The organism is Lelliottia sp. GFLA7 (assembly GCF_056490165.1).
This window is the reverse complement of sequence record NZ_JBWLAQ010000004.1, coordinates 307,259-321,179: the sequence shown is the minus strand read 5'-3', so window position 1 is coordinate 321,179 and position 13,921 is coordinate 307,259. Positions and strand designations below refer to the sequence as shown.

The 13,921-nt window shown below is 54.4% G+C and carries 11 protein-coding genes; 7 read left to right on the top strand and 4 right to left on the bottom strand.

The annotated features are described in order from the left end of the window. The first annotated feature begins 60 nt into the window (after nucleotides 1–60). The 4 genes from parC (at nucleotide 61) to AC07RN_RS14585 (ending at nucleotide 6,950) form a co-directional block, all read left to right on the top strand. Nucleotides 61–2,319, top strand: coding sequence for a DNA topoisomerase IV subunit A (gene parC / locus AC07RN_RS14600; protein WP_015960414.1), 2,259 nt, complete (start codon nucleotides 61–63; stop codon nucleotides 2,317–2,319). 124 nt (nucleotides 2,320–2,443) lie between these two features. Then, entirely contained in the window at nucleotides 2,444–3,181 is a 738-nt protein-coding gene (locus AC07RN_RS14595) for a 1-acylglycerol-3-phosphate O-acyltransferase (protein ID WP_015960413.1), read from the top strand. Nucleotides 3,182–3,238: 57 nt separating this feature from the next. After that, complete coding sequence (gene ftsP, locus AC07RN_RS14590; RefSeq protein WP_015960412.1) at nucleotides 3,239–4,651, top strand: cell division protein FtsP; 1,413 nt, start codon at nucleotides 3,239–3,241, stop codon at nucleotides 4,649–4,651. Between the two features lie 124 nt (nucleotides 4,652–4,775). After that, nucleotides 4,776–6,950 (top strand): YgiQ family radical SAM protein, encoded by a 2,175-nt coding sequence (locus AC07RN_RS14585; RefSeq protein ID WP_015960411.1) that lies wholly within the window; start codon nucleotides 4,776–4,778, stop codon nucleotides 6,948–6,950. Nucleotides 6,951–7,217: 267 nt separating this feature from the next. On the opposite strand, the gene dkgA is transcribed toward AC07RN_RS14585, so the two are convergent. Then, nucleotides 7,218–8,045 carry a 2,5-didehydrogluconate reductase DkgA gene (gene dkgA, locus AC07RN_RS14580; RefSeq protein ID WP_015960410.1) on the bottom strand — a complete coding sequence of 276 codons (828 nt, stop codon included), beginning with the start codon at nucleotides 8,043–8,045 and terminating at the stop codon, nucleotides 7,218–7,220. Between the two features lie 103 nt (nucleotides 8,046–8,148). Beyond that, nucleotides 8,149–9,312: an alcohol dehydrogenase gene (yqhD, locus tag AC07RN_RS14575; protein ID WP_015960409.1), complete on the bottom strand. Its 1,164-nt coding sequence runs from the start codon at nucleotides 9,310–9,312 to the stop codon at nucleotides 8,149–8,151. 195 nt (nucleotides 9,313–9,507) lie between these two features. Between yqhD and AC07RN_RS14570 the strand changes: the two genes are divergently transcribed. Then, on the top strand, nucleotides 9,508–10,407 hold the full coding sequence (locus AC07RN_RS14570) for an AraC family transcriptional regulator (protein ID WP_478336689.1): 900 nt from the start codon (nucleotides 9,508–9,510) through the stop codon (nucleotides 10,405–10,407). A gap of 31 nt (nucleotides 10,408–10,438) precedes the next feature. On the opposite strand, the gene yghB is transcribed toward AC07RN_RS14570, so the two are convergent. Both yghB and metC read right to left on the bottom strand, forming a co-directional pair. Beyond that, nucleotides 10,439–11,098: a DedA family general envelope maintenance protein YghB gene (gene yghB, locus AC07RN_RS14565; protein WP_015960407.1), complete on the bottom strand. Its 660-nt coding sequence runs from the start codon at nucleotides 11,096–11,098 to the stop codon at nucleotides 10,439–10,441. A gap of 142 nt (nucleotides 11,099–11,240) precedes the next feature. Continuing rightward, entirely contained in the window at nucleotides 11,241–12,428 is a 1,188-nt protein-coding gene (metC, locus tag AC07RN_RS14560) for a cystathionine beta-lyase (protein ID WP_015960406.1), read from the bottom strand. A gap of 250 nt (nucleotides 12,429–12,678) precedes the next feature. On the opposite strand from metC, the gene exbB reads away from it, so the two are divergent. Next, entirely contained in the window at nucleotides 12,679–13,410 is a 732-nt protein-coding gene (gene exbB / locus AC07RN_RS14555) for a tol-pal system-associated acyl-CoA thioesterase (RefSeq protein ID WP_449553988.1), read from the top strand. Nucleotides 13,411–13,416: 6 nt separating this feature from the next. Beyond that, nucleotides 13,417–13,842 carry a TonB system transport protein ExbD gene (exbD, locus tag AC07RN_RS14550; protein ID WP_015960404.1) on the top strand — a complete coding sequence of 142 codons (426 nt, stop codon included), beginning with the start codon at nucleotides 13,417–13,419 and terminating at the stop codon, nucleotides 13,840–13,842. Nucleotides 13,843–13,921: the final 79 nt, after the last annotated feature.

Genomic DNA, 13,921 nt, shown 5'->3' with positions numbered 1-13,921 from the left:
TAGTATCTGCGGCAATATTGCCTGAAACCCACAGGTTTCTGAGTTGAGGAATGACATTTAATGAGCGATATGGCAGAGCGCCTCGCGCTACATGAATTCACTGAAAACGCCTATCTGAACTATTCCATGTACGTCATCATGGACAGGGCACTGCCGTTTATCGGCGATGGCCTGAAGCCGGTTCAGCGTCGCATCGTTTTCGCGATGTCAGAGCTGGGCCTGAGCGCCAGCGCGAAATTCAAAAAATCCGCCCGTACCGTGGGTGACGTTCTCGGTAAATACCATCCGCACGGCGACAGCGCCTGTTATGAAGCGATGGTATTAATGGCGCAGCCATTCTCCTATCGTTATCCGCTGGTCGACGGCCAGGGAAACTGGGGGGCACCGGACGATCCGAAATCCTTCGCCGCGATGCGTTATACCGAATCGCGCTTATCAAAATACGCAGAAGTGCTGCTCGGTGAACTGGGCCAGGGCACGGTCGACTGGGTGCCAAACTTTGACGGCACGATGCAGGAGCCGAAAATGCTGCCTGCGCGTCTGCCGAACATTTTGCTGAACGGCACCACCGGTATTGCCGTGGGGATGGCGACGGATATTCCGCCGCACAACCTGCGCGAAGTGGCGAAAGCGGCGATGACGCTGATCGAAAAACCGAACACCACTCTCGACGAAGTGCTGGATATCGTGCAGGGCCCGGATTATCCGACCGAAGCCGAAATCATCACCTCGCGGGCGGAAATCCGCAAAATCTACCAGAACGGACGTGGCTCCGTGCGCATGCGTGCGGTGTGGACCAAAGAAGACGGGGCCGTGGTGATCACCGCGCTGCCGCATCAGGTGTCGGGCGCCAAAGTGCTGGAGCAAATTGCTGCGCAGATGCGCAACAAAAAGCTGCCGATGGTGGACGATCTGCGTGATGAATCCGACCACGAAAACCCAACGCGTCTGGTGATTGTCCCGCGCTCCAACCGCGTGGATATGGAGCAGGTGATGAACCACCTGTTCGTCACCACCGATCTGGAAAAAAGCTACCGCATCAACCTGAACATGATTGGTCTGAATGGTCGTCCGTCGGTGAAAAACCTGCTGGAGATCCTGACCGAATGGCTGGCGTTCCGTCGCGATACCGTGCGCCGCCGCCTGAACTATCGTCTGGAGAAAGTCCTTAAGCGCCTGCATATTCTTGAAGGTTTGCTGGTGGCGTTCCTGAATATTGACGAAGTGATCGAAATCATTCGTTCTGAGGATGAGCCGAAGCCCGCGCTGATGTCGCGTTTTGGCATCAGCGAAACCCAGGCCGAAGCGATCCTTGAGCTGAAACTGCGCCATCTCGCCAAGCTGGAAGAGATGAAAATCCGCGGTGAGCAGAACGAACTGGAAAAAGAGCGCGATCAGCTGCAGGCGATTCTGGCGTCCGAGCGCAAGATGAGCAATCTGCTGAAGAAAGAACTGCAGGCCGATTCCGATGCGTTTGGCGATGACCGTCGTTCTCCGCTGCACGAGCGCGAAGAAGCGAAGGCGATGAACGAGCACGATATGCTGCCGTCAGAGCCGGTGACCATTGTTCTCTCGCAAAGCGGTTGGGTACGTAGCGCCAAAGGCCACGATATTGACGCGCCAGGCCTGAGCTACAAAGCGGGCGACAGTTTTAAATCTGCCGTGAAAGGCAAGAGCAATCAGCCGGTGGTGTTTATCGATTCAACCGGGCGCAGCTATGCGATCGATCCGATTACGCTGCCTTCTGCGCGCGGGCAGGGCGAGCCGATTACCGGCAAGCTGACGCTGCCGCCGGGCGCAACGGTTGACCATATGCTGATGGAAGGCGAAGAGCAAAAACTGCTGATGGCGTCTGATGCCGGCTACGGTTTTATCTGTACCTTCAACGATCTCGTGGCGCGTAACCGTGCCGGTAAAGCGCTGATCAGCCTGCCGGATAACGCCCATGTGATGCCACCGCTGGTGATTGAGAACGACAACGACATGCTGCTGGCGATCACCGCCGCAGGCCGCATGCTGATGTTCCCGGTCAGCGATCTGCCGCAGTTGTCGAAAGGCAAGGGCAACAAGATCATCAGCATCCCGTCAGCAGAAGCGGCAAAAGGCGAAGATGGCCTGGCGCATCTCTTCATTCTGCCGCCGCAGAGCACGCTGACGGTGCATGTCGGCAAGCGCAAAATCAAACTGCGTCCGGAAGAGCTGCAAAAAGTGGTCGGCGAACGTGGACGTCGTGGTTCGCTGATGCGTGGTTTGCAACGGATTGACCGCGTGGAAATTGACTCCCCGAACCGTGAAAAATCGGGCGACAGCGAAGAGTAAACGAGCTTCACCCCCTTCTGCTCAGAAGGGGGTTCTCGCTAAAATTTCCGATATAAAAAAACAAAATCCTTACCCGGCGACAGTTGAAGTATAATTGTCAGCCGTTAGGGCTTCTGAGGTCGCTATGCTATTAATTGTTCGCTTAATTCTTGCTGTTATCTACTGCATTCTGGTCTGCGTGTTCGGGTGCATTTACTGCCTCTTCAGTCCACGTAATCCAAAGCACGTTTCGACGTTTGGCCGCCTGTTCAGTCATCTTGCGCCGCTGTTTGGCCTGAAGGTCGAAAATCGCCTGCCAGAGGGCGCAGAACACTTCGGTAACGCCATCTATATCGGAAATCATCAAAATAACTACGATATGGTGACGGCTGCCGGCATCGTGCTGCCACCGACAGTGACTGTCGGTAAGAAAAGCCTGCTGTGGGTCCCGTTTTTCGGCCTGCTGTATTGGCTCACCGGTAACTTGCTGATTGACCGTAACAACCGTGCTAAAGCGCACAGCACCATCGCAGAAGTGGTGAGTCATTTTAAGAAACGTAAAATCTCTATCTGGATGTTCCCTGAAGGGACGCGCAGCCGTGGTCGCGGACTGTTGCCATTCAAAACCGGTGCGTTTCATGCTGCCATTGCGGCCGGTGTCCCGATTATTCCTGTGTGCGTTTCCAATACCTCTAATAAAATTAATCTTAACCGCTGGAATAACGGACTCGCGATTGTCGAAATGCTGCCGCCGGTTGATACCAGCAAATATGGCAAAGATCAGGTTCGCGAGCTGGCCGCCCATTGTCGTGAACTGATGGCGCAAAAAATCGCTGAGCTTGACAAAGAAGTCGCTGAGAGAGAAGCCGCCGGTAAGGTTTAAGCCGGATTAAAGGGAAAACGAATTCCCGTGCAGTTAGCCGTTTTACATGGAGCAAATATGTCATTCAGTCGGCGTCAGTTTATTCAGGCTTCCGGAATCGCCCTTTGTGCCGGCGCGGTTCCGCTGACAGCCAACGCCGCCGGGCAGCAACAGCCGCTGCCCATTCCGCCGTTGCTCGAATCCCGTCGCGGTCAGCCCCTTTTTCTGACAATGCAGCGTTCGCACTGGTCTTTCACTCAGGGGACGCGCGCGGCGGTATGGGGTGTGAATGGCCGTTATCTTGGCCCGACCATTCGCGTCTGGAACGGCGATGACGTGAAGCTGATTTACAGCAACCGTCTGACCGAAAATGTCGCCATGACAATCAGCGGATTGCAGGTACCAGGCCCGTTGATTGGCGGTGCAGCACGCATGATGACGCCGAGCGCCGACTGGGCACCGGTTCTGCCAATTCGTCAGAGCGCCTCCACGCTGTGGTACCACGCAAATACCCCTAACCGCACCGCGCAACATGTGTATAACGGCCTGGCCGGGATGTGGTTAGTGGAAGATGACGTGAGTAAGTCTCTGCCGATTCCAAACCATTACGGGGTGGACGATTTCCCGATCATTATTCAGGACAAGCGCCTGGATAACTTTGGTACGCCGGAGTACAGCGAACCCGGTAGCGGTGGGTTTGTCGGTGACATCCTGATGGTCAACGGCGCGCAAAGCCCGTACGTCGAGGTGTCTCGCGGTTGGGTTCGTCTGCGCTTGCTCAATGCGTCCAATTCACGTCGTTATTTACTGCAAATGAGCGATGGCCGCGCGCTGCATGTGATTTCTGGCGATCAGGGCTTTTTACCTGCGCCGGTGTCCGTTAAGCAGCTGGCGCTGGCACCGGGTGAACGTCGCGAAATTCTCGTCGACATGACTAACGGTGATGAAGTGTCCATCACCTGCGGCGAGGCGGCGAGCATTGTGGATCGCATCCGTGGCTTCTTCGAGCCGTCGAGTATTTTGGTCTCAACGCTGGTGCTGACGCTGCGTCCAACGGGTCTGTTGCCGCTGGTGACGGACAGTTTGCCGATGCGTTTACTGCCGCAAGAGATTATGAGCGGTACGCCGGTTCGCAGTCGTGACATCAGTCTGGGCGACGATCCGGGTATTAACGGTGCGCTGTGGGACATCAATCGCATTGATATCACCGCTCAGCAAGGAACGTGGGAGCGCTGGACGGTGCGGGCGGAAATGCCCCAGGCATTCCATATTGAAGGCGTGAGCTTCCTGATCCGCAACGTCAACGGGGCGATGCCGTTCCCGGAAGACCGGGGCTGGAAAGATACCGTCTGGGTCGACGGACAGGTCGAACTGCTGGTCTATTACGGACAGCCTTCCTGGTCTCACTTCCCGTTCCTGTTCCACAGCCAGACGCTGGAAATGGCCGATCGCGGCTCCGTGGGGCAGCTGCTGGTGAATCCTGCGCCATAAGTCAAATTCAAAACCCTCGCCCCCTTTTGGGTGAGGGTTAAAACCGATAACAATACCCCTTCAATTTGCGTCACAAACCAGCGTATAATCCCCGCCCTTTGTTTATTTTTTCTTCGGAAGCATTATGAGCGCAATATCCTTGATCCAGCCGGATCGAGACCTCTTCTCCTGGCCCCAATACTGGGCGGCCTGTTTTGGACCGGCGCCATTCCTGCCGATGTCCCGCGAAGAGATGGACCAACTGGGCTGGGACAGCTGCGATATTATTCTGGTGACTGGCGACGCGTACGTCGATCACCCGAGCTTTGGCATGGCCATTTGTGGACGCATGCTGGAAGCGCAGGGCTTCCGTGTAGGGATCATCGCCCAGCCGGACTGGAACAGCAAAGAGGCTTTCATGAGCCTCGGCAAACCGAACCTGTTCTTCGGCGTCACCGCCGGCAACATGGATTCGATGATCAACCGCTATACCGCCGATCGTAAGTTGCGCCACGACGATGCGTACACCGCCGATAACGTCGCGGGCAAACGCCCGGATCGCGCCACTTTGGTTTACACCCAGCGTTGTAAAGAAGCATGGAAAGACGTGCCGGTCATCCTGGGCGGAATCGAAGCAAGCTTGCGCCGTACCGCGCATTACGATTACTGGTCTGATACCGTGCGCCGTTCGGTGCTGGTGGATTCAAAAGCTGACATGCTGATCTTCGGCAACGGTGAACGCCCGCTGGTAGAAGTGGCGCATCGTCTGTCGCAGGGTGAGCCGGTTGGCAATATCCGCGACGTGCGCAACACCGCGATTATGGTGAAAGAAGCGCTGCCGGGCTGGAGTGGCGTGGATTCCCGCATCATCGATATGCCGGGTAAAATCGACCCGATCCCACATCCTTACGGTGATGATCTGCCGTGCGCGGATAACAAACCGGTTGAGCCGAAAAAGACCGAGGCCAAAGCCGTTGTCGTTCAGCCTCCGCGCCCTAAACCATGGGAAAAAACCTATGTGTTGCTGCCGTCTTTCGAAAAAGTGAAAGGCGACAAAGTACTGTACGCTCACGCGTCGCGTATTCTGCACCACGAAACGAACCCTGGCTGCGCGCGCGCCCTGATGCAAAAGCACGGCGAGCGTTATATCTGGGTCAACCCGCCAGCGATTCCGCTCTCCACCGAAGAGATGGACAGCGTATTTGCTCTGCCATACAAACGCGTGCCGCATCCCGCGTATGGCGATAGCCGCATTCCGGCGTATGAGATGATCCGTTTCTCGATCAACATCATGCGCGGTTGTTTTGGTGGGTGTTCTTTCTGTTCAATCACCGAGCATGAAGGGCGCATTATTCAGAGCCGCTCTGAAGAGTCGATTGTCAACGAGATCGAAGCCATTCGCGACACGGTTCCGGGTTTTACCGGCGTGATTTCCGATTTAGGTGGCCCAACGGCGAACATGTATATGCTGCGCTGCAAGTCGCCGCGTGCAGAACAGACCTGCCGTCGTCTGTCATGTGTTTATCCAAGCATTTGCGAGCATATGGACACCAACCATGAGCCGACGATCAATCTGTATCGCCGCGCCCGTGACCTGAAGGGCATCAAGAAGATCCTGATCGCCTCCGGTGTGCGTTATGACATCGCGGTAGAAGATCCACGCTATATTAAGGAGCTGGCGACGCATCACGTCGGCGGCTATCTGAAGATTGCGCCGGAGCACACCGAAGAAGGCCCATTATCGAAGATGATGAAGCCGGGAATGGGCAGTTATGACCGCTTTAAAGAGCTGTTCGACACCTATTCCAAACAGGCGGGCAAAGAGCAATATCTGATCCCTTACTTCATCTCTGCACACCCCGGTACGCGTGACGAAGATATGGTGAATCTGGCGCTGTGGCTGAAACAGCGCCGCTTCCGTCTGGATCAGGTGCAGAACTTCTACCCGTCGCCGCTCGCGAACTCCACGACCATGTATTACACCGGCAAGAACCCGCTGAGTAAGATTGGTTATAAGAGTGAAGATGTGGTGGTGCCTAAAGGTGATAAACAGCGCCGTCTGCATAAAGCGCTGCTGCGTTATCACGATCCGGCAAACTGGCCGTTAATCCGTCAGGCGCTGGAAGATATGGGTAAAAAGCATTTGATTGGTTCACGCCGCGATTGTCTGGTGCCTGCGCCAACGGTGGATGAAATGCGCGAAGCGCGTCGTCAGAATCGTCATACGCGCCCGGCGCTCACTAAGCATACGCCAATTGTGCATCAGCGCTCGAATGGTGCGGCGGGTGCGAAGAAAAGCGTGAAGCGTAAGATCGGTTAACGCTGATGCCCTCACCCCAGCCCTCTCCCACAGGGAGAGGGGGAAGAGCGCACTTGCTCGCAGGTAGAAGGAGAAGAGCGCGCTTGCTCGCAAGTCGAAGATGAAGAGTGCGTTTGCTCGCAGGGAGAGGGTGAAAAACGCGGATGTCACCCAGGTGAGAACGTGTTTCTGCTCGCAGAGAGGGGGGCGGAAAGAGTTGCCTCTCCTACAGGGAAAGGGCAGAAAAGAGTTCCCTCTCCCTGTGGGAGAGGGGTAGGGTGAGGGGAATTAGCCGCCGAACTGATCCGGATCCGGCCCTAAACGTTTACCCTGATCCAGTTTTGCGATCTCGCCCAGCTCATCTTTATCCAGACGGAAATCCCATACGTCGAAGTTCTCGGCAATGCGCGACGGTGTGACCGATTTCGGAATCACCACCAGGCCGCTATCCAGATGCCAGCGAATGACAATCTGCGCCACGGTTTTGCCGTACTTCTCGGCCAGTTCACGAATGATTTTTTGATCGAAAACGCCTTCGCCACCCTGTGCCAGCGGGCTCCAGGATTCGGTTTGGATCTTATGCGTGGCGTTCCAGGCATGTAGCTGGCGCTGCTGCATCAGCGGGTGCAGCTCGATCTGGTTGATTACCGGGGCGACGCCCGTTTCATCGATCAGCCGTTGCAGATGATGCACCTGGAAATTACATACCCCAATACTCTTCACCAGGCCTGCCTGCTGCAGCTCGATCATGCCTTTCCAGGCGTCAACGTAATGATCGATCGCGGGAACCGGCCAGTGCATCAGATACAGATCGACGAAATCCAACTGGAGCTTATCCAGACTTTCCTGCAGAGCGTCATGCGGGCGTTTTTGGTCGTCATTCCACAGTTTGGTGGTGATGAATAACTCATCGCGCGGGACGCCTGCGCTGGCAAGCGCGGTTCCTACGCCGTCTTCATTTTTGTATGCGGCGGCGGTATCGATGGACCGATAGCCGACTTCCAGTGCTTTGTGAATGGCGGACACGACCTCGTCGTTACCGGCTTTCCATACGCCTAGCCCTAACTGGGGCATTACGTTGCCGTCCTGAAGCTTGATTACGGTTTGGTTTGCCATTTTTCCTCCTCCATTTGCTCATTACCGGGGGAGCCCCCGGTAATGTGGTGTGCATTAAGTCTGGACGAAAAGTCGAAAAACGAAAGGCAAGATGCGAAAACGCTTAGCGTGCCGCTTCGTAAATGCGACGGCTCACGTCCAGGGTAATGTCTTGATGTTCACCCAGTTGGGTCATGCCGTGTTCTTCCAGTTTGGCCAGCAGAGCCGGGATAGAGCTGCCGTCCAGGCCGTAACCAGAGAGGCGAGTTGGCACGCCCATCTGCTCGAAGAAGTTGCGCGTCGCTTCGATTGCGGCATCGATGCGCTCGTCTTCTGAACCGGAAGTGATGTTCCACACACGCTCGGCGTATTGCAGCAGTTTGGCGCGTTTGGTGTCACGTTTTTCATTCCACAGCGCAGGCAGAACGACCGCCAACGTCTGGGCGTGATCCAGACCGTGCATCGCAGTTAGCTCATGGCCAAGCATATGCGTTGCCCAGTCCTGCGGGACGCCTGCGCCAATCAGACCGTTCAACGCCTGCGTCGCTGCCCACATCACGTTGGCACGCACATCGTAGTTTTCTGGCTCTTGCAGCGCTTTTGGACCGTCTTCAATCAGCGTCAGAAGAATACCTTCGGCGAAACGATCCTGAATTTTGCCGTTCACCGGATAAGTGACGTACTGCTCAACCGTGTGGACGAAGGCATCCACCACGCCGTTAGCAACCTGACGCGGCGGCAACGTGTAGGTGTAAACCGGGTCCAGAATAGCGAAGACAGGCTGAACGTGGTCGTTCATAAAGGCTTGTTTATCACCCGTGGTTTTACGAGAGATCACCGCACCTTTGTTGGATTCAGAACCTGTTGCTGGCAGCGTCAGCACAGAACCCATCGGGATTGCGCTTTTCACGTCGCGACCGCCGGTTTGCAGGATATGCCACGGATCGACGCCGTCGGCATAATGAGCCGCTGCGGCGATAAATTTGGTGCCGTCGAGAACTGATCCGCCGCCCACAGCCAGCAGGAAGGTGATGTTCTCTTCACGGGCGATCTTGACGGCGTTCATCAGCGTTTCGTAAGACGGGTTTGGCTCGATGCCGCCAAACTCACGCACATCTACGCCTTCGAGGGCGCTGTAAACCTGATCCAGCACGCCGGTCTTTTTGACGCTACCGCCACCGTACGTGATCAGCACGCGAGCGCCAGCCGGAATTTGATCGCGCAGATCGGCGATAGCATTTTTGCCAAACAGAATGCGGGTTGGGGTATGCAGATTAAAGTTGTTCATTGCTCGTTCCCTTATGTGGGTGAAAAATCGTGGCGGCGCATAGGGCTACCTGATGGTGATCATTGTGGCCATCGGACGCTATCCTCTCAATGCACATTTCTGCCGTTGTCTTGCCCATTTCTACAGATGGCTGGAGAAAATGCGAAAAAGTACGCACACTGTCATCATTGGAAACGGTAGGGAGAGCGCGCACAGATGAACCGCGAAGAGATTTGCCAGCAACTGACTAAAAAAATTAACAATCTGAAAGATAAAGAAAATAATCTCAACGATGTGCTGCCAGATATTCGTTTGTTATACGGGACGCAGCCCGGAACGCGTACGCCGGTGATGTATCAGCCCGGCATCGTTTTTCTCTTTTCGGGCCATAAAATTGGTTATATCAATGAACGTGTGTTCCGCTACGACACCAATGAATATTTGCTCCTGACAGTACCTTTACCCTTCGAATGTGAAACCTTCGCGACAGAAGCGGTTCCACTGGCGGGTATTCGGGTTAATGTCGATATTCTCCAGCTCCAGGAGTTGCTGATGGACATCGGTGAAGACGAGCTTTTCCAGCCTGCGATGGCCGCGAGTGGCATCAACTCGGCTACGCTCTCCGATGAGATTTTGTGCGCCATTGAACGCTTGCTGGATGTGATGGAAACGCCGCTGGATGCGCGGATTCTCGGCAAGCAAATTGTGCGCGAGATTCTTTATCATGTGCTGATGGGGCCGGGTGGCGGGGCGCTGCTGGCGCTGGTGAGCCGCCAGACGCATTTCAGCCTGATTAGCCGCGTACTGAAGCGTATCGAAAGCCAGTACACCGAAAACCTGAGCGTGGACGAGCTGGCTTCAGAAGCGAATATGAGTATTTCGGCGTTCCACCATAATTTTAAATCGGTCACCAGCACTTCGCCACTGCAGTATCTGAAAAGCTATCGCCTGCACAAAGCCCGCATGCTGATGATTCATGACGGCATGAAGGCCAGCGCCGCAGCAATGCGCGTGGGCTATGAGAGTGCGTCGCAGTTTAGTCGTGAGTTCAAGCGTTATTTCGGCGTGACGCCAGGGGAAGATGCGGCGCGTATCAGGATGATGCAGGGGATTTAAAACTCGCCCTCTCGCTGGAGAGGGCTGATTATCAGGCGTTGCAGTATTTCTTTTTAATGACCACCGCAATGGTGCCTACCAGTCCTGCCACTAACAGGAACATCGGCAGAATCATCAGGAACGTCATCACCTGATCTTCGTGTCGTTTCACAAACGGGATCATGCTAATGGCGTAACCCATTGACGTCACCACGCCGACCCACAACAGTGCACTCAGCCAGTTAAAGAACTGGAAACGACGGTTAGACAGGCCGGAGATGCCCGCCATGGTGGGTAGCAATGTGCGAATAAAGGCCAGAAAACGCCCCGCCAACAGCGCCAGTAAACCATGACGATCGAACATACAGGTCGCCCGTTCATGGTATTTAACAGGCAGTTGCGACAGCCAGCTTTTTACCACGCGGGTGTTACCGAGCCACCGTCCCTGTAAATAGCTTAACCAGCAACCCAGGCTCGCAGCAGAAGTCAGAATCACAACGGTAGGGGCGAAGTCCATGACGCCTTTACCGATTAACGCACCTGCCAGTAACAGCAGGCTATCCCCTGGAAGAAACGACGCGGGAAGCAAACCATTTTCCAAAAACAGCGTTGCGAACATGACAAAATAAACAATGCCCACAACGTGTGGATCCGCCAGCGCAGCAAAATCGTGATGCCAGAGCGCAGCGATAATATCTTGAATGACAGCCATGGACTTTCCTGTGGAACAACTTATATGCGGCTATTGTACTCCTCATTTTATCCGCTGGCGTTGATCGCTCACGCAACAAATGCAGACTTTTCTGCTTATAGCATCGATAAAACGGTTCGGGAGTACAGTTTAAGCCTGCACATTACACGATACGCTCAAAACCTGCCGATAAATCCGCAATCAGATCGTCAACATTCTCTAAACCGATATGCAGTCGGATCAGCGTGCCGGTAAAATCCACTTCGCCGCCGGGACGCAGGTCAGCAATCTGTTCTGGTTGGTTAGGCAGAATCAGCGATTCAAACCCGCCCCAGGAGTACGCCATGCTGAACAGCGTAAAGTTATCCAGATAGGTTGCCAGCTCGTCATTGCTCAGACGTTTATTCAGAACAAATGAGAACAAGCCGCTACTGCCCGTAAAGTCACGTTGCCAGAACTCATGGCCTTTACTGCCTGGCAGCGCCGGATGATTAACGCGAGCCACCTGGGGATGTTGCGCCAGCCACTCGGCCACTTTGAGACTACTTTCATGATGCTGACGCAGGCGTACACCGAGCGTGCGTATTCCGCGGCTGGTCATATAGGCGGTATCGGCATCCACCATTTGTCCCATCAGATAGGCATTTTCGCGTAGTTGATCCCAACAGCGGGCGTTGGACACTGCCGTGCCGATCATGCCGTCAGAGTGGCCGATAAGGTATTTTGTGGCGGCCTGAATGGAGATATCGATGTCGAAATCCAGCGCTTTGAACAATACACCTGCGGCCCAGGTGTTATCGATCATGATAATGGCATCTGGTGCGACGCGACGCACGGCGCGAACAATCGCCGGAACGTCGTGCACTTCCATGGTGATGGAACCGGGTGATTCCAGGAACACAATCCGCGTATTGGGCTGAATAAGTTCCGCAATGCCTTCGCCAATCAACGGATCAAACCAGCCGGTCGTGACGCCAAGTTTAGTGAGGATTTTGGTACAGAAATCCTGACTGGGTTCGTAGGCGGTGTTGGTCATCAGAATATGATCGCCCTGTTCAACAAACGCCAGAATGGTATTCGCGACAGCCGCCGCGCCGCACGGGAACAGGGCACAACCGGCACCGCCTTCCAGTTCGCACATCGCATCCTGCAGCGAAAAATGGGTCAACGTGCCGCGACGACCATAAAACAGTTCGCCTTTCGCACGGTTGCGGGTGGCATGTTTTTTGGCCTCGACGGTTTCAAAAACCAGCGAGGAGGCGCGCTGGATAACGCTATTTACCGAACCCTGAGTGTACTTTTTACTGCGTCCGGCCTGGACAAGCGTGGTATCAAGATGTTTCTCTGCCATGTTCGCTAAACCTGTTTTATCCGTCTGGACGTCCAGACTACCATGAATGTGAAACTCTGCACCCGGATGCTTAGCGAATAAGCACAATATTTTCTAAAAAATAAGCATAAGAAATTTTTACTGTGTCAGCGCAAGGAAAATGAGCGGAAATTACGGCAGTATGTAAATACTAATGAGAACCACTATCAATTCGATGTGGTTTTGATATTATTATGCTCAGATAATGTGATTTGCGTCCTGGAGATACAGAGTGGGTAATAATTTGATGCAGACGGATCTGTCCGTCTGGGGCATGTACCAACATGCTGACATCGTGGTTAAGATTGTGATGATCGGCCTGATTCTGGCGTCCGTGATCACCTGGGCTATTTTCTTCAGCAAAAGCGTTGAGCTGATTTCCCAAAAGCGTCGCCTGAAGCGCGAACAACAGCTGTTGGCTGAAGCACGCTCTCTGGATCAAGCAAATGACATGACATCGGCGTTCCATGCGAAAAGCCTGACCTCGATGTTAGTGAATGAAGCGCAGAACGAGCTGGAACTTTCCGCAGGCAGTGAAGATAACGAAGGCATCAAAGAGCGTACCGGTTTCCGCCTGGAACGTCGCGTTGCTGCCGTCGGTCGTCACATGGGGCGCGGTAACGGTTATCTGGCCACTATCGGTGCGATTTCCCCGTTCGTCGGTCTGTTTGGTACGGTTTGGGGCATCATGAACAGCTTCATCGGTATCGCCCAGACGCAAACGACCAATCTGGCCGTTGTGGCGCCAGGTATCGCAGAAGCATTGTTGGCAACGGCTATCGGTCTGATTGCAGCAATTCCTGCGGTGGTTATCTATAACGTCTTTGCCCGTATGATTGGCAGCTTCAAAGCGACGTTGGGCGATGTTGCCGCACAGGTTCTGCTGCTGCAAAGCCGCGATCTCGACCTCAGCGCCAGCAACGTTAAGCCGGTTCACTCTGCTTCGAAACTGCGTTTAGGTTAATCAATTATGGCAATGCGTCTTAATGAAAATCTGGACGATAATGGCGAAATGCATGAAATCAACGTGACGCCGTTTATCGACGTTATGTTGGTTCTGCTGATTATCTTCATGGTTGCCGCGCCTCTGGCGACGGTGGATGTGAAGGTCAATCTGCCAGCGTCCTCCAGCCAGCCGCAGCCGCGTCCGGAAAAACCGATTTATATCTCCGTCAAAGCCGATAAATCGATGTTCCTGGGCAACGATCCGGTGACGGATGACTCCGTTATTCCCGCGCTCGACGCAATGACGCAAGGTAAGAAAGACACCACGGTCTTCTTCCGGGCTGACAAAACCGTCGACTACGAAACCATGATGAAAGTAATGGACACGCTGCATCAGGCGGGTTATCTCAAAATTGGTTTAGTCGGCGAAGAGACGGTCAAACCGAAATAAAAAAAGCTGGCGCAAGCCAGCTTTTTTGTTGTCAGCTTTAAACCACCTCCTCGGGAGGTGGTGATTGTCTTTCCAGTAC

What these genes read in the sequence shown, in the direction of transcription:
- yqhD (WP_015960409.1), bottom strand. Translation starts at nt 9,312, where the DNA reads ATGAACAACTTTAATCTGCATACCCCAACCCGCATTCTGTTTGGCAAA.
- AC07RN_RS14585 (WP_015960411.1), top strand. Translation starts at nt 4,776, where the DNA reads ATGAGCGCAATATCCTTGATCCAGCCGGATCGAGACCTCTTCTCCTGG.
- yghB (WP_015960407.1), bottom strand. Translation starts at nt 11,098, where the DNA reads ATGGCTGTCATTCAAGATATTATCGCTGCGCTCTGGCATCACGATTTT.
- dkgA (WP_015960410.1), bottom strand. Translation starts at nt 8,045, where the DNA reads ATGGCAAACCAAACCGTAATCAAGCTTCAGGACGGCAACGTAATGCCC.
- metC (WP_015960406.1), bottom strand. Translation starts at nt 12,428, where the DNA reads ATGGCAGAGAAACATCTTGATACCACGCTTGTCCAGGCCGGACGCAGT.
- ftsP (WP_015960412.1), top strand. Translation starts at nt 3,239, where the DNA reads ATGTCATTCAGTCGGCGTCAGTTTATTCAGGCTTCCGGAATCGCCCTT.
- AC07RN_RS14595 (WP_015960413.1), top strand. Translation starts at nt 2,444, where the DNA reads ATGCTATTAATTGTTCGCTTAATTCTTGCTGTTATCTACTGCATTCTG.
- AC07RN_RS14570 (WP_478336689.1), top strand. Translation starts at nt 9,508, where the DNA reads ATGAACCGCGAAGAGATTTGCCAGCAACTGACTAAAAAAATTAACAAT.
- exbD (WP_015960404.1), top strand. Translation starts at nt 13,417, where the DNA reads ATGGCAATGCGTCTTAATGAAAATCTGGACGATAATGGCGAAATGCAT.
- parC (WP_015960414.1), top strand. Translation starts at nt 61, where the DNA reads ATGAGCGATATGGCAGAGCGCCTCGCGCTACATGAATTCACTGAAAAC.